Source organism: Hyphomonas sp., from assembly GCF_022844445.1.
In the GTDB taxonomy this organism is placed as follows: domain Bacteria; phylum Pseudomonadota; class Alphaproteobacteria; order Caulobacterales; family Hyphomonadaceae; genus Hyphomonas.
On sequence record NZ_JALHLS010000006.1, the window covers coordinates 40389 to 54671 of the forward strand.

A 14283-nucleotide genomic window follows, 5' to 3' on the forward strand; every position below is an offset into this window, starting at 1 on the left:
GCGTTACCTACCGATACGGAGGAATACGCCTATGACTTACGATCTTGTTATCGTCGGCGGCGGCATCGGCGGCAGCGCCCTGGCCACTGTCATGGCCCGCGCCGGGCGCTCTGTCCTGCTGCTGGAAAAATCCGAACAGTATGAAGACCGCGTGCGCGGCGAATGGATCGCGCCCTGGGGCGTCACCGAAACGAAGCGCCTCGAACTCTACGACCTGCTGATGTCGGTTGGCGGCCACCACATCACCGACCACGTCACTTACGACGAAAGCCTCGCTCCGGAGACATGCGAAGCAGCTCCCCTGCCCCTCGGCATCTTCGCCACCGACGTGCCAGGCCCCCTCTGCCTTGGCCATCCACGGCACTGCCAGACGCTCTATGACGCCGCAACTGCCGCCGGCGCCGAAACGCTCCGCCCTGTGATCATCGACAAGATCACGCTCGGCGCGAGCCCGTCAGTGACGTACACGCATAAAGACCGCCAGCACACCGCTCAAGCGCGCCTCGTCGTCGGCGCCGAAGGCCGCCAGTCCGAAGTACGCGCCGCCGCCGGCATCCCGCTGCATCAGGACAAGCCACACCACTGGTTCGCCGGCCTGCTGGTCGAGAACGTAAAGGGCTGGAACCCCACGCGCCAGGCTATCGGCACCGAGAACAATTTCGGCTTCCTTGCCTTCCCGCAGGGAGGTGACCGCGTGCGGGTCTATGGCGGCTACGCCCTAGAGGAGAAGGGCCGCTTCAACGGCGAGGACGGCGCACGCCGCTTCCTCGAAGCCTTCCGCATGGCCTGCGCCCCAGACAATGCCGCCCTCGCCGCCGGCACGCCCGCCGGCCCGCTCTTCTCCTATTTCAACAATGACAGCTGGACCGATGAGCCCTTCCGCGAAGGCTGCGTCCTCATCGGCGACGCCGCCGGCTGGAACGATCCGATCAACGGCCTTGGCCTGTCGATCACCTACCGTGACGTGCGCATGGTTTCCGACATCCTGAAGGCAACGCCCGCTGGCCAGCAGCCCAATTTTGCTTCGTATGCGGAGGAGCGCACCGAGCGGATGCGCCGCCTGCGCTTCGCCGGCCAGATCCAGGCTGCGCTCGACATGGAGTTCGGCGAGGCTGCCCGCGAGCGCCGCCGACTCTATCATGAGCGCAAGGCCGCAGATCCGATGCTCGGCCTCCACGGCGTCGCCATCATGGCGGGCCCCGAAAACGCCCCGCCCGAAATTTTTACCGAGGCTCACCGCGCCCGCGTCCTGGGACTGGAGACAGCATGAGCTTCGACATCGACCGTTTCAATGCCGACTGGCTCGCCGCCTGGAGCGCCAAGGATGTGGAAAAGCTTTTGAGCTTCTATTCCGCAGATACCGTCTACAAGGACGCCCAGACCGCCGCCGGCCTCACCGGCCATATCCTGCTGCGGCCCTATCTCGAAGGCCTCTTCGCTTCCACGCCGAAGATGATCTACACGCCGGACGAAACCTGGCCGATCCCCGGCGGTTTCTGTGGCCGCTGGTACTGCGCCATCGGCCCCAGTGGCGCGGACGGGAGAATGCGCGGTTTCGATCTCTGCCTCGTGCGCGACGGCAAGATCACGCTCAACGAAGTTTATGTCCATGTGATGCCTGCCTGAGGTCAGCAGTTAATGCAGTGTTAACCGCAAATCGCCGATTCTGCACCGCGTGTCCCGCATCCTCGCGGGCGGCAGTGGTGGGTTCATGTTCCTTTTCCAATGGTTCCTTTTCGGCTGGCATGTCTGGCGCGGTGAAACCGGCGCGGGCTACCGGTTCAAGATCACGCTGACGCGCAAGGGCATTCCCGAAGGCAGCGGCATCTACATCTTTGTGCGCCGCCGCTTCGGCTTCTTCCTGGAGCCCCTCTATATCGGCAAGGCGACCAGCTTCCGGTCGCGCCTTTACGGCCATGAACGCTGGTGGGAGGCCTGGTGGAAACGCGGCGCCACCGAGCGCCATGTCCTCCTTGTACGGACGGCGGCGGAGCGCGCCCGCATTGAGGAAGACCTCATCCGCCGCTACCAGCCGCTCATGAACGACATGCTCGTCCCTCGCGGCGCGCTCGACATGCCGTCGAACGCCAAGCTCCGCCGCGCCTGGCGCTGGCGCCAATGGTGGAAAAACCTCTTCCGCCTCCCCTTCGGCGGCGGCAACCGGCTCGCCTGACGCAAATCAATTCGCTCCACGCGCGAGCGTGACCTGAAACACGCAGCGGCGCCAAAATCGCCTTCAAGAACCTGTCATCCCCTTGAGAATTTTCAGTCACGGATATTCTTGGTGACCGGGCGCCTGTCGCGCTTTTTTAGTCATCCCGGAGACTGTTCCATGAAACCTACACGAACATGGCGCGCCGCCATGGCCTCCTGCTGTGCCATTGCAATCCTCGCCCCCTTCGCACTCGCTCAGGATGCATCGACCGAAGATGCGGCGCTGAAGCTCAAGTCGGTCACCGTGACCGCGACGAAGCGCGAAGAAAACATCAAGGACGTTCCCGTCTCCCTGACGTCGCTCGATGAGTCCGCTCTCGCCACTTTCGGCCAGGCCGGCGAGGACATTCAGTTCCTCACTGCCCGGGTCCCCAGCCTGATCATCGAAACCTCGTATGGCCGCATCTTCCCGCGCCCCTATATCCGCGGCCTCGGCAATACGGATTTCGATTTCAATGCGTCCCAGCCCGTCTCGTTCATCTATGACGAGATTGTCTATGAAAACCCTGTCCTGAAGGGCTTCCCCGTCTTCGACACCGCGCGCGTCGAAGTCCTGCGCGGGCCGCAGGGCACCCTGTTCGGCCGCAACACGCCGGCCGGCGCGCTGAAGTTTGAAAGCGTCAAGCCCGGCGACGAACTTGATGCCTATGCCCGTGCCTCCTACGGGACGTTCGGCACAGCCAATATCGAAGGCGCTGTCGGTGGACCGATCTCGGACCGCGTCTCTGTGCGCCTCGCCGGCGTCTTCCAGACGCGCGACGACTTTATCGAAACGGCCCTTCCTACAGGCGGCGCCGATGCAGGTGGTTACGAGGACCTCGCCTGGCGCGCGCAGGTGAAGGTCGATGTCACCGACAATCTCACCTGGCTCGGAAACCTGCACGGCCGCACGCTCGACGGCGGCCAGGTCTCATTCCAGGCCAACGCCTTCCAGACCGGCCAGTCCGGTCCTCGGCCCGGCTTTGACCGCGAAGTGAACTTTGCCGATGCGCAGATCTACTCTACTCTCGAAACGGATGCCCTCGGCTTCACGTCGCGCGCCGACTGGGAGCTCTCAGCCGCCACGCTGACTTACCTCTTCGGCTACGAAACCGTTGAAACCTTCTCACGCGGCGATGTCGACGGCGGCGCCGGCGCCGCCTTCCTGCCGACCGGATCGGCGCCCGGGGTAATTCCGTTCCCGGCCGAGTCGGCCGACGGGATCGATGATCACCAGCAGATTACCCACGAACTTCGCCTGTCGAACGGCGAAGACGCCGCCCTGCGCTGGACCGCTGGCCTTTACGCCTTCAATGAAGAGATCGACATCAGTTCGCGCAGCTATAACACGCTCGCAGGCGGCGCCGAAAACGGTACGGCCTTCCAGACCCAGGAAACGGACTCGATCGCCGTGTTCGGTAGCCTCGCCTATGACCTGACCGATCGGCTCACCGGCCAGGTCGGTCTTCGGTACACGGACGAAAGCAAGGACCTGACCGCCCGCCGCACGCTCTCGCCGTTCGGCGCGCCGAATATCAACCCGCCCACCGTCAGCGTCGGTGACGAACAGCTCTCGTGGGATGCCTCGCTCACCTATGCGGTGGACGACAACACTAACGTCTATGGCCGTATAGCCCGGGGTTTCCGTGCCCCGTCGATCCAGGGCCGCCTCGTTTTCGGCGACGCGATCACGACAGCCGATTCCGAAATCCTCGACAGCTATGAAGTGGGTGTCAAAACAACCCTGCTGGATGGCCGTCTCGACACCAACTTGGCTGCTTACACCTATACCGTTGAAGACTTGCAGCTCACCGCCATCGGCGGCGCCGGCAACTTCAACCAGCTGCTGAACGCCGAAGAAGGCAAGGGCTACGGCTTTGAAGCCGACATCCGCGCCCTGCTTACCGAAAGCCTCGCCTTCAGCGCGGGCCTTTCCTACAATAACACCGAGATCGATGATGCAGGTCTCACGGCCGGCATCTGCGGCTCGCCCTGCACCGTGCTCAACCCGATAGATCCGGTCACCGGCGGCGCCCTGATCGACGGCAACCCGTTCCCGCAAGCGCCGGAATGGATCGCCAATTTCGCGTTTGACTATTCGCGCGACTGGCGCGGCGGCGAGGTCTTCGCTTCCACCGACTGGTCGTTCCGTTCCGACTCGAACATTTTCCTGTACGAATCGACGGAGTTCACCGCCGAAGGGCGCTGGGAGGGCGGCGCGGCGCTCGGCTACCGCAAGGGGCCCTGGTCGGCGAAAGCCTTCGTCCGCAACCTGACCGACGAAGTCGGCACGGTTTCGGCAATCGACTTCAACAACCTGTCCGGCATCTTCAACCAGCCTCGCATCTACGGCATCGAACTCGGCTGGTCCCTGTAATACTAGGCATCCCTCCTCTCCCACTGTGTGGGAGAGGAGGACCCCATTGCGAAGCAATGGAAGATGGCAGGCTTTGCTCAGAAACAGGGCAAGCCATCAGTCTGCGCCAGCAGCAGCGGCTGCGTGCAACCTCCTGCCCTTGCTGACCAACCCCGCCCGTGGCAAATCCCCGGCATGGCCGATACCTTCGCCCCCTCGCCCAGCCTGTTCGCGGACGCGCCAGATTCCGTGAGCTTCAAGAAGCTGCGCAAGCGCCTCGTGCGCGGGGCGCTGGAAGTGATCGACACCTACGGTCTCGTCGACCGCCGCGCCATCGAGGCCAGCGATAAACGGCGCCCGAAATGGCTCGTCTGCCTCTCCGGCGGCAAGGACTCCTACGGCCTCCTTGCGGTCCTGCTTGACCTGCAATGGCAAGGCGCCCTGCCGGTGGACCTGATTGCCTGCAACCTTGACCAGGGCCAACCTGGTTTTCCGAAACACGTCCTTCCGGACTGGCTCGCCAAGGTCGGCGTGCCGCACCGGATCATCACCGAAGACACCTATTCGATCGTCACCGAAAAGGTCGAAGCCGGGCGAACCTATTGCTCCATGTGCTCGCGCCTGCGCCGCGGCATCCTCTACCGCGTCGCGCGCGAAGAAGGCTGCGAGGCGATCGTGCTCGGCCATCACCGGGATGACGCGCTTGAGACCTTCATGATGAATTTCGTGCATGGCGGCCGCCTTGCCGCGATGCCGCCGAAACTCCTGAACGATGAGGGCGACGTGATGGTCTTCCGTCCTCTGATCACCTCGGCGGAGTCCGACCTTGCGAAGTTCGCCGAGGCGATGAACTTCCCGATTATCCCCTGCAATCTCTGCGGCAGCCAGGACGGCCTGCAGCGCGTGGCGATGAAACACCTGCTCGACGAATGGGAACGCAAGAAGCCAGGCGTGCGCCAGGTCATGGCCCGCGCGCTCGCGAATGTCCGCCCGAGCCATCTGCACGACCCGCAAGTCTTCGATTTCGCCGGCCTCGCGCTCGGCGCGGCCGGCGAGGACGATCCCAACGTGCCGTTCTGACCAATTCAGCAGGCGCCTCTTCAGCAGCCGGTCGATGACCAGCCAGATCCCGGCGAGCGACAGCACCAGCGCGCCGAACGAGAACAGCTTCATCCACCAGGACGAAATCGTCTCGCGGCTCGTCCAGTCCATGATGTGCAGGCTCCCGGAAAGGTCAAAAGCGCGCCACCAGTCCGTGCGGACGGCGGCAATCTCGCCGACCTGCGGGTCGATCCAGAAGGTCGCCCTGTCGGCGCCTTCGAACTCGGCGCGCCACATCGGCCGGCCGGCGCCGCGGCCGGCTTCAGGCGGTGTTTCATCAACAAGCCTAAGCCCGGTTAGCCTGCCCTCGCCCGCTCAGCCGGCCTCGGCCATCTGGCGGGCATCGGCGTCCGAAACCGGAGTCAGCGGTTGGCCCGTCGCACAATCGAGCATCACCTTGCCGGAATGGGTCTCCGCCTCCCAGACCGGGCGGCCGAGCCAGGGCTTCACCTTCAGCGCCATCACCGGCTCACCCGTCGCGGCGAGGATCCCATCCATGGGCGCGGCGCTGGCGGGCAGCTCCGCGAAGGTCGCATGCGCACTGCTGCGCAGATGTTCGCCGCGCACTTGCTCGATCGGACGCAGGAAAAAAAGGCCGGACGCGGCCCAGAGAACAAATTGCGCGCCAAGGATCAGGCCCAACACATTGTGTAGCCGACGGAAGAAATGCGTCAGCCGGTTCACTCACGCCCCCTCGGAATACGGCGCTACGGATGCCGAAATCCCAGCACGTGGGCAAGACTGCTACTCGCCGCCGCTCTCCAGGTTCAACGTGTACGGAATGAAAATCTCCAGCTCCAGCGGACCGGAAGGCTGGGTGATGATCCGGCTTTCGAGCCCGGTAAGCGTGACCTTGGCCGGTGCAAAGCTTGTTTTCAGGGCAGCGACCTCGGCGGCAATATCGGCAACCAGATCGGCGCGGTGTTTGGCGACGTCGCGGGCGCCAATGAACTGGTTGTCGCCGAGATAGGCTTCGGAGCGGCCGGCCATCTCGATCGACGCAACGAAAGCCTGCGCCCGCTTCATCAGCGCCTCGAACGATTCATCGGCCTTCGTGTCGACGCTCAATGTCAACGTGAATCGGCCGGTGCCGGAATAGTCGTTCGTGTAAACGTCCGTGAACAGAACGGTGTCGATATCCGCCGTGGACTGGCCAAGCGTGCCGCCGACAAGATTGATGCCGTCAGTCTTCGCCGCCTTGGCTTTGAGGCGATTGAACATCGTCTCCAGTTCCTTGGCGCGCTCGCCGGTGTCGCGCGTGGCGCTCTGGAAAGTCAGCGCCACGAGCAGGAAGTCTGCCGGTATCTGCCGGTAGACGGCGGGGGCGCTCTGCCGCTCGCTCTCCTCGACGCGGTTGGCGGTGACAATCATCCGCTCCATGTCCTGCGCCAGGGCGGGCGCAGCCGGGATCGCAGCTATCAGAGACAGGGCAACTAACGCAGACTTGAAACGCATGGCACGGGTCCTTCCTTGAAGCGGCGAGCGTCTGCCTGTGGCAGGCCGGTGTCAATCCGGACGTATCCGGACAAGTTTCCAGGCTTGACGCAGGGTAGATTTTATTTATTATCACGGTTATGCCAAAAATTGTTGACCATGACGAACGCCGACGCGCCCTTGCCAGCGCTGCTGCCGAAGCAGTTGCCCGGAGCGGGCTGGATGAGGTTAAGCTGTCGGACATCGCCCGCGCCGCAGGCGTGACGACCGGAGCCCTGGCCCACTATTTTCCGGACAAGGACGCCTTGCTGGCAGCCGCGCTGGAGGAAATCTGCGCCCGCCTCGCTGAGCGGATCGACTCGGTCGGCACGGGCCTCAGGCTCGAGGATTTTGCCGACGCGCTGCCGCTGGATGATGCGGGGCGGAGCGCCTGGCGCGTCTGGCTCGCCTATTGGGGCCGCGCGCCTTTCTCTGAAAGTTTGCGGGCGATCCACCAGCAATACTACCTCGAGATTGAGACGGCGCTGAGCGAGCGCTTCGCGGCGGTTTCGAAGACGCCCCGCGTCGTGGCCTGCGCAGTCATCGCTGCGGTCGACGGCGTCGGCACGCGCGCGACCCTGGAGCCGGACAGCTGGCCGCCGGAGCGCCAGAAAGCTCAGCTCGCCGCCTTGCTCGGCCCCCTGTTTGCCAGCCTGAAACCCAAACCTGCCTGAAGGAGGCCCGCCATGCCCAGCCTGAAACACCTTCCCGCAACTGCCACCTGTGACGAGGTGATGAAGATTCTGGCGGAGGATGCCGCCGTGATCATCGACGGCCTGATGACGCCCGAACTTCTTGCCCGTGTGCGGACGGAAATCATGCCCTATGTGGAGGCAACGCCCCATGGCCGGGACGATTTCACCGGGCGACTGACGACGCGCACCGGCGCTCTCGTCGCGCGCTCACCGGCATGCCGCGACCTGGTGATGGATCCGCTGGTGAACGCCGCGACGGGCGCTTTCCTCGCGCCCTTCTGCGACCGCTACCAGCTGCACCTGACGCAGGTGATCCGCATCAAGCCGGGACAGGGCGCGCAGGTGCTGCACCGCGACCGCCTCGCCTGGGGCGGCTACCTGCAACGCAGCATCGAGCCGCAGCTGAACATGATCTGGGCCGTGACGGATTTCACCCGGGAGAACGGCGCAACGCGCGTCGTGCCCGGCAGCCATCTCTGGGAAGACGGGCGCGGCGCGCACGAGGATGAGACCACTTATGCCGAGATGAAGGCCGGGTCAGTCATCTTGTATACCGGCTCGGTGATCCATTCGGGCGGCGCGAACGTCTCGAACGCTGATCGCGTCGGCATCAATATCACCTACTCGCTCGGCTGGTTGCGGCAGGAGGAGAACCAGTATCTCTCCTGCCCGCCGGAAATCGCCGCGAGGTTGTCGCCGGAGCTGCAGCGCCTGATCGGCTATTCGATGGGCAGTTATGCGCTCGGCTATTTCTCCCCGCCGCTTGCGCCCGGACTGGGTCCGGAAATCGTGCCGCCGGAAACGCTGTTCTCCGGCGAAGTGAAAGGCTGGGGTGATGATCTGTATGCGAAGGTTTCACAGCGTGCGGCCACCTCATCCTGACACGCCAGATCAAGGAGCAGGCATGCCAAACCGGACGATCAAGATGATACCGCGCACCGCAGGCCGCGTCTTTCTGGCCGCTGCGATCTGGACAGTCGCGTCTTGCGCCTCCGCCCGCGACACCCGCCCCGAAATACAGGACAAGGCACAGGAAACAATGCCGATGACACCGGCCATGACCTATTTCGAGATTCCTGTCACCGACATGGACAGGGCCGTCCAGTTCTATGCTTCCGTATTCGGCGTATCCCTGACCCGTGAAATCATCGACGGTTACGACATGGCCCTATTTCCACCTGCGCAAAACGGTCTCGGCGCGAGCGGCGCGCTGGCCAAGGGCGATGTTTATGTCCCGTCGAAGACAGGGGCGATCCTTTATTTCCGCGTCGCCTCAATTGACCATGTCCTTGCCCGGGCGACCGCTGCCGGCACGCGCATACTCTATCCAAAGAAAGACATAGGCGATCTCGGCTATGTGGCCGAGTTCGAAGACAGCGAAGGCAACCGGATCGCCCTGACTGAGCAGAAGCCGTGACGCAGCGCTACTGACAAGAAAGCGCGCGGAGGTTTCCCGCCGCGCGCCCTCATGTCTTCAATCCGTAGCCGGACTTACTTGCGCCAGATGGCCGCGAGGGAGGGGTCTTCGACGCCGCCTTCATACTTGCGCAGTTCATGGCGGCCGACGACCATGTGGTGGACTTCGTCCGGACCGTCAGCGAGGCGCAGGGTGCGCTGGCTGGCATACATGCGGGCAAGCGGGGTCCATTGCGAAACGCCGGTCGCGCCATGGATCTGGATCGCCTGGTCGATGATCTGGCAGACGCGCTCAGGCACCATGGCTTTCACCATCGAGATCCAGATGCGGGCTTCCTTGTTGCCGAGGACGTCCATCGCCTTGGCCGCTTTCAGCACCATCATGCGCATGGCTTCGATCTCGATACGGGCGCGGGAGATGATCTCGGTATTGCCGCCGAGCTTGGCCAACGGCTTACCGAAGGCTTCGCGGCTGAGGCCGCGGATGCACATCAGGTCAAGCGCGCGTTCAGCCTGGCCGATTGAGCGCATGCAGTGGTGGATACGGCCCGGGCCGAGGCGCAGCTGCGAGATCTCGAAGCCGCGGCCTTCGCCGAGCAGCATGTTTTCCTTCGGCACACGCACGTTCGTGAAACGCAGGTGCATGTGGCCGTGAGGGGCGTCCGGCTCGCCGAAGACGTGCATCGGGCCAACGATCTCGACACCCGGATGGGGCAGCGGGACAAGGACTTGCGACTGCTGGCGGTTCACGTCCGGGCCGTTGTTGGAGCGGCACATCACGATCATGATGCGGCAGCGCGGATCGCCGGCGCCGGAGGCGTAGTATTTCTCGCCGTTCAGCACATACTCGTCACCGTCGAGTTCGCATTTCATCGAGACGTTCTTGGCGTCCGATGAGGCCATGTGCGGCTCGGTCATCACATAGGCAGAGCGGATCTTGCCTTCGAGCAGCGGCTTCAGCCACTTTTCCTTCTGGGCGGGGGTGCCGACGCGCTCGAGCACTTCCATGTTGCCGGTGTCCGGCGCCGAGCAGTTCATCGTCTCCGACGCCATCGGGTTCTTGCCAAGCTCGGCGGCGATGTAAGCATAGTCGAGGTTCGACAGGCCTTCGCCGGTTTCGGCGTCCGGCAGGAAGAAGTTCCAGAGACCCTGCTTCTTGGCTTCGTCCTTGGCTTTCTCGAGGCACTCGAGCTGGCCGGGGGCGTAGGTCCAGATGTTCTTGTTGCCTTCCCCGAGGCGGTGGAACTCGACGCTCATCGGGTTCACGGTCTCGGCAATAAACTTCACCACATGGTCGTAAAGCGGGCGAACCGCCTCCGACATGCGAAGGTCATTCAGGTCGGCGGGTTCTGCGCCGGTGCGTTGGGTGTCAGGCATGGGTCTGTTTCCTCTCCGAGGGTTCATATTTTCTGCTGTTCTTGGACGCCAGCGTACCTGACGCGCCGGGGGGCGCGCAAATTCTTTCTGGCTCTCGCGCTGGCGAAGGGACTCGGCTAAGGCGCTGGATATGAGCTTTGCCTCGGCGTTCGTGATCCTTGTGACTGTGCTGGTCACCGCCTTCATTTCCGGCATATTCGGCATGGCCGGCGGGCTGATCCTGATGGGCGTCCTTGCCGCGATGCTGCCCGTCGCGACCGCAATGGTCGTTCACGGCGCCGTGCAAATGGTCTCCAACGGCTATCGCGCTTTCCTTTGGCGCCAGTACATCGACTGGCGCGTGTTCCGCCGCTACGCCCTTGGCGCAGTTGCGGGTTTTTTCGTTCTCATGGCCATTTCCTGGCGCCCGGAGGCCCGCGCGGTCTACCTGTTCCTCGCCGCCACCGCGATGCTCGTCTGGCTGCCGAAGGGCTGGATCCGCCTGGACATACTCAAGCGAGGCCAAGCGGAACTGGCGGGTTTTGCCGTGCAGGCCCTGAATACGCTGGGGGGCGTTGCCGGGCCCTTGCTCGATATCTTTTTTGTCACGACTGATATGGACCGGCGCGCGATCGTGGCTACCAAGTCGGTAACGCAGGTGCTCGCCCATCTTGTGAAGATCGTGTTCTGGAGCGTTCCGGTTATTGCCGCCGCTGGCGGGGCTTCCATTCCGCCCGTCTGGTTTTTTGCGCTGGCGGTCCCGCTCTCGATGCTCGGAACGACTCTCGGCGGCAAGCTGCTCGAGCGCATGAGTGATGTCGACTTCAAGCGGGCGATGAAATGGCTGGTCACCGCGATTGGCGCGGCGATGTTGCTGAAGTCGGCGGGATGGCTGTAGCACGGCGGGCATGCGCAAGGTCTCCACTTCTGCGCGATGCAATGCCCCAGTATCGACTATTCGGCTACTTTATTCTATGAAACTCAATCATCACCATCCGTGATGTACGAGATTTACCATAGATGAACCTGCGCAGCCTCGACCTGAACCTCCTGCCCGTGCTGGAAGCGATCCATACCGAGCGCAGCCTGACGCGCGCCAGTGAGAGCCTGCACATCACGCAGCCGGCGGTAAGCAATGCGCTGGCGCGCCTTCGCCTGCATTTCGAGGACCCGCTGTTCGTGCGCGATGGGCGCGGCGTGAAGCCGACCGCGATGGCAGAAGCGCTGATGCCGGCGGTGCGTGACGCGCTGGACCGGTTGCGCGGCGGGCTGGAGCCGCGCTCGGAATTCGATGCTGCGCGCTCGACGCGCGTCTTCAACATTTCGGCGCGCGATGCCTCGGCCTACATGCTGGTGCCGCCGATGGCGGCGAAGCTGGAGCAGGTTGCGCCCGGCCTGCGGCTCGCCTGGAGCCAGATCGACCGGGGCGCGATCTCCACAGAACTCGCCTCCGGCCGGCTTGACCTTGCCATCGATGTTCCGGAACTGCGCGGCGCAAACCTCGAGCGCGAGGCACTGTTCTCGACACCCTATGCCTGCATGCTGGCGCCGGATCATCCGGTGGCGAAAAAGAAGCTGACGCCGGAGCGTTTCTTCGCTCTGCGCCACGTGGCCGTCTCCAGCCGGCGCGAGGGGCGAAGCCTGGTGGAGGAAATAGCGCGTGCGGCCGGCGGGCGGATCACGCCCGTGCTGCGCCTGCCGAACCACCAGCCGGCCATTGAGGCCGTGCGCCGTTCGCACCTGGCACTGGTGGCGCCGCGGCCGATGGCGGAGGCGTCCGGACTTGTGGTGCTGGACCTGCCGATTCCTTCTCCGATGCTGGGGAGCGTGGTGTACTGGCGCCGGGAGAATTCCGAGGACCCGGCGATGATCTGGCTGCGCGGCGTGTTGCGCGAGATTGCGGCGGAGCTCTAGCCTTCCGTTCTGGCGGGCCAGCTCAGGCCCGGCGATACTCCTCGTCGCGGGCCTGGCCGATCCGGGTGCGGACGGTTTCCTGGTCGTAGCCGAAGATTTCGAGGGCGATGCGGACCATCTGGAGGCCGGACTCGATGGCTTCGGGCACGACATGGCTGGCGCCGGCGGCGCTGAGGCGGACCATGTGGTCGCCGTCATGTGCGCGGGCGAGGATGGTCATGTCAGGGCGCAACTCCAGGGCGCAGCGCACCATGGCTTCGGCACGGTCGGGGTCATCAACCGTGATGATCAGCATGGCTGCACGCGAAATGCCCGTGGCCTTCAGGAACTCCCCGCGGGCGGCGTCACCGACATAGGCGTGCACCCCGGCCTTGCGGGCCAGGCGGATCTTGTCGGGCTCGCGGTCTATCGCAACGATGGCAGCTTCCTCGTTGACCAGAAGACGCGCGATGGACTGGCCGACGCGGCCATACCCGGCGAGGATCACGTGGTCGGTCAGATGGTCGAGGTCCATCATCGGCGGCAGTTCGCCTTCTGCGGTCTTGCCGCGGGCGAGGCGGCGGCCGAGCTGGCCAAGCAGCGGCGTCAGCAGCATGGAAAGTCCGGCCACGGCGGAGGCGAACGTGGCGGCATCAGCAGGCACGGCCTCTGCGGCGCGGGCGGCGGTCAGCACCACGAAGGCGAACTCTCCGGCGGGCGCGAGCAGCAGGGCCGCCTCGAGCGAGAGCGGATGGTTGCCTGCGAAGAGGCGGCAGGCGACATAGGCGATCAGCACCTTCATGGTGACCAGCGCCGCGAGCGCAGCAAGGATCCAGACGATCTGGTCGGCGATCACCGGCAGGTCGAGGCTCATGCCGACGGTCATGAAGAATAAGCCGAGCAGGAGGCCCTTGAAGGGTTCGAGGTCGACCTCGGTCTGGTGCTTGAACTCGGTCTCGCCGACGAGGAGGCCGGCAAGGAAGGCGCCGAGGGCAAGCGAGAGGCCGGCGCTGTAGGTGATTGCGGCGGCGCCCACGACCGTGAGCAGGGTCAGCGCCATCAGGAAGTCGCGTCCGCCGCTGGCGGCGGCAAGGCGGAAAACGCGGCCGAGGAGGTAGTGACCGATGGCCCAGATCACGGCAATGGCGATCAGTCCCCGGATCAGGGCATCGATCAGGACACCGGCCATGTTGGCGTCGGCCTTCATGCCGGCAAAGCCGACGAAAATAAGGATCGGCGCGACCAGGATGTCCTGGAAGAGCAGCACGCCGAGCGTGGCGCGGCCGACCGGCTGGGCGGCGCGCTTGCTCTCGATCAGTACCTGCATGACGATGGCGGTGGACGACAGGGCGAGCGCGAGACCGAGGATCATCGCGACGGGAAGGTCCAGCCCGAAGGCGAGACAGACCCCGGCGATGGCCACCGCACTGAGGATCGCCTGCCCGCCGCCGGCGCCGACCACGACCTTGCGCAGCGCCCAGAGCCTGGCGAAGGAGAACTCGACCCCCAGCAGGAACAGGAGGAACAGCACGCCCAGCTCTGCGAAGGGCAGCGCGGATTCCGGCGAAGAGATTGAGAAGAACTCGAGAATCGGGATGTCCAGGGCGAGACGCCCGAGCGCGAAGGGACCGAGCGCAAGCCCCGCTAGCATGAAGGCGATGACGGTCGGGATCTTTATGAAGCGCATGGCCGGCACGAGGATGCCGGTGGCGATCAGGAAGACCAGCAGGTCCTTGATCAGGACCGGGCTGGGGCCGTGGCCGGAGGCGGCGTGATCGATGACCTGTTCCATGCGGCGCC

General features: G+C 64.4%; 14 protein-coding genes. 10 read left to right on the forward strand and 4 right to left on the reverse strand.

Going from position 1 to position 14283, the window contains the following annotated elements; genetic code table 11:
* The first annotated feature begins 31 nt into the window (after positions 1-31).
* From Q0C17_RS08505 to ttcA, 5 genes are all read left to right on the forward strand, one after another.
* Entirely contained in the window at positions 32-1270 is a 1239-nt protein-coding gene (locus tag Q0C17_RS08505) for an FAD-dependent monooxygenase (RefSeq protein WP_291204394.1), read from the forward strand.
* Positions 1267-1626 (forward strand): nuclear transport factor 2 family protein, encoded by a 360-nt coding sequence (locus Q0C17_RS08510; protein WP_291204397.1) that lies wholly within the window; start codon positions 1267-1269, stop codon positions 1624-1626. The genes Q0C17_RS08505 and Q0C17_RS08510 overlap by 4 nt, the downstream gene beginning before the upstream one ends.
* A gap of 85 nt (positions 1627-1711) precedes the next feature.
* A complete protein-coding gene (locus Q0C17_RS08515; RefSeq protein WP_291204402.1) occupies positions 1712-2173 on the forward strand; it encodes a GIY-YIG nuclease family protein in 462 nt (153 codons plus the stop codon).
* 159 nt (positions 2174-2332) lie between these two features.
* On the forward strand, positions 2333-4570 hold the full coding sequence (locus tag Q0C17_RS08520; RefSeq protein WP_291204404.1) for a TonB-dependent receptor: 2238 nt from the start codon (positions 2333-2335) through the stop codon (positions 4568-4570).
* A 174-nt stretch (positions 4571-4744) separates the two neighbouring features.
* On the forward strand, positions 4745-5629 hold the full coding sequence (gene ttcA, locus Q0C17_RS08525; RefSeq protein WP_291204407.1) for a tRNA 2-thiocytidine(32) synthetase TtcA: 885 nt from the start codon (positions 4745-4747) through the stop codon (positions 5627-5629).
* A gap of 336 nt (positions 5630-5965) precedes the next feature.
* Here the strand turns inward: ttcA and Q0C17_RS08530 are convergent, their stop codons facing one another.
* The gene (locus Q0C17_RS08530) at positions 5966-6334 is read right to left on the reverse strand and encodes a hypothetical protein (RefSeq protein ID WP_291204410.1); all 369 of its coding nucleotides are present in this window, start codon (positions 6332-6334) and stop codon (positions 5966-5968) included.
* A 60-nt stretch (positions 6335-6394) separates the two neighbouring features.
* Positions 6395-7105 (reverse strand): hypothetical protein, encoded by a 711-nt coding sequence (locus Q0C17_RS08535; protein ID WP_291204413.1) that lies wholly within the window; start codon positions 7103-7105, stop codon positions 6395-6397.
* A gap of 119 nt (positions 7106-7224) precedes the next feature.
* Here Q0C17_RS08535 and Q0C17_RS08540 point away from each other — a divergent pair, with 119 nt between their 5' ends.
* Genes Q0C17_RS08540 through Q0C17_RS08550 form a run of 3 tightly spaced genes read left to right on the forward strand, consistent with a single transcriptional unit; the run spans position 7225 to position 9235 of the window.
* Positions 7225-7797 carry a TetR/AcrR family transcriptional regulator gene (locus tag Q0C17_RS08540; RefSeq protein ID WP_291204416.1) on the forward strand — a complete coding sequence of 191 codons (573 nt, stop codon included), beginning with the start codon at positions 7225-7227 and terminating at the stop codon, positions 7795-7797.
* A 12-nt stretch (positions 7798-7809) separates the two neighbouring features.
* Positions 7810-8700, forward strand: coding sequence for a phytanoyl-CoA dioxygenase family protein (locus Q0C17_RS08545; protein WP_291204419.1), 891 nt, complete (start codon positions 7810-7812; stop codon positions 8698-8700).
* A gap of 22 nt (positions 8701-8722) precedes the next feature.
* The gene (locus Q0C17_RS08550; RefSeq protein ID WP_291204422.1) at positions 8723-9235 is read left to right on the forward strand and encodes a VOC family protein; all 513 of its coding nucleotides are present in this window, start codon (positions 8723-8725) and stop codon (positions 9233-9235) included.
* Between the two features lie 74 nt (positions 9236-9309).
* Here the strand turns inward: Q0C17_RS08550 and Q0C17_RS08555 are convergent, their stop codons facing one another.
* Positions 9310-10611: an acyl-CoA dehydrogenase family protein gene (locus tag Q0C17_RS08555; protein WP_291204425.1), complete on the reverse strand. Its 1302-nt coding sequence runs from the start codon at positions 10609-10611 to the stop codon at positions 9310-9312.
* A gap of 130 nt (positions 10612-10741) precedes the next feature.
* On the opposite strand from Q0C17_RS08555, the gene Q0C17_RS08560 reads away from it, so the two are divergent.
* Both Q0C17_RS08560 and Q0C17_RS08565 read left to right on the forward strand, forming a co-directional pair.
* The gene (locus tag Q0C17_RS08560) at positions 10742-11488 is read left to right on the forward strand and encodes a sulfite exporter TauE/SafE family protein (protein ID WP_291204427.1); all 747 of its coding nucleotides are present in this window, start codon (positions 10742-10744) and stop codon (positions 11486-11488) included.
* A gap of 122 nt (positions 11489-11610) precedes the next feature.
* On the forward strand, positions 11611-12504 hold the full coding sequence (locus Q0C17_RS08565) for a LysR family transcriptional regulator (protein ID WP_291204430.1): 894 nt from the start codon (positions 11611-11613) through the stop codon (positions 12502-12504).
* A gap of 22 nt (positions 12505-12526) precedes the next feature.
* On the opposite strand, the gene Q0C17_RS08570 is transcribed toward Q0C17_RS08565, so the two are convergent.
* Positions 12527-14275 (reverse strand): cation:proton antiporter, encoded by a 1749-nt coding sequence (locus Q0C17_RS08570; RefSeq protein ID WP_291204433.1) that lies wholly within the window; start codon positions 14273-14275, stop codon positions 12527-12529.
* Positions 14276-14283: the final 8 nt, after the last annotated feature.

Bases quoted from the DNA above. Each gene is read 5' to 3' on its own strand.
- Q0C17_RS08545 (WP_291204419.1), top strand. From the start codon at position 7,810: ATGCCCAGCCTGAAACACCTTCCCGCAACTGCCACCTGTGACGAGGTG.
- Q0C17_RS08520 (WP_291204404.1), top strand. From the start codon at position 2,333: ATGAAACCTACACGAACATGGCGCGCCGCCATGGCCTCCTGCTGTGCC.
- ttcA (WP_291204407.1), top strand. From the start codon at position 4,745: ATGGCCGATACCTTCGCCCCCTCGCCCAGCCTGTTCGCGGACGCGCCA.
- Q0C17_RS08570 (WP_291204433.1), bottom strand. From the start codon at position 14,275: ATGGAACAGGTCATCGATCACGCCGCCTCCGGCCACGGCCCCAGCCCG.
- Q0C17_RS08540 (WP_291204416.1), top strand. From the start codon at position 7,225: ATGCCAAAAATTGTTGACCATGACGAACGCCGACGCGCCCTTGCCAGC.
- Q0C17_RS08505 (WP_291204394.1), top strand. From the start codon at position 32: ATGACTTACGATCTTGTTATCGTCGGCGGCGGCATCGGCGGCAGCGCC.
- Q0C17_RS08555 (WP_291204425.1), bottom strand. From the start codon at position 10,611: ATGCCTGACACCCAACGCACCGGCGCAGAACCCGCCGACCTGAATGAC.
- Q0C17_RS08535 (WP_291204413.1), bottom strand. From the start codon at position 7,105: ATGCGTTTCAAGTCTGCGTTAGTTGCCCTGTCTCTGATAGCTGCGATC.
- Q0C17_RS08560 (WP_291204427.1), top strand. From the start codon at position 10,742: ATGAGCTTTGCCTCGGCGTTCGTGATCCTTGTGACTGTGCTGGTCACC.
- Q0C17_RS08565 (WP_291204430.1), top strand. From the start codon at position 11,611: ATGAACCTGCGCAGCCTCGACCTGAACCTCCTGCCCGTGCTGGAAGCG.
- Q0C17_RS08510 (WP_291204397.1), top strand. From the start codon at position 1,267: ATGAGCTTCGACATCGACCGTTTCAATGCCGACTGGCTCGCCGCCTGG.
- Q0C17_RS08550 (WP_291204422.1), top strand. From the start codon at position 8,723: ATGCCAAACCGGACGATCAAGATGATACCGCGCACCGCAGGCCGCGTC.
- Q0C17_RS08515 (WP_291204402.1), top strand. From the start codon at position 1,712: ATGTTCCTTTTCCAATGGTTCCTTTTCGGCTGGCATGTCTGGCGCGGT.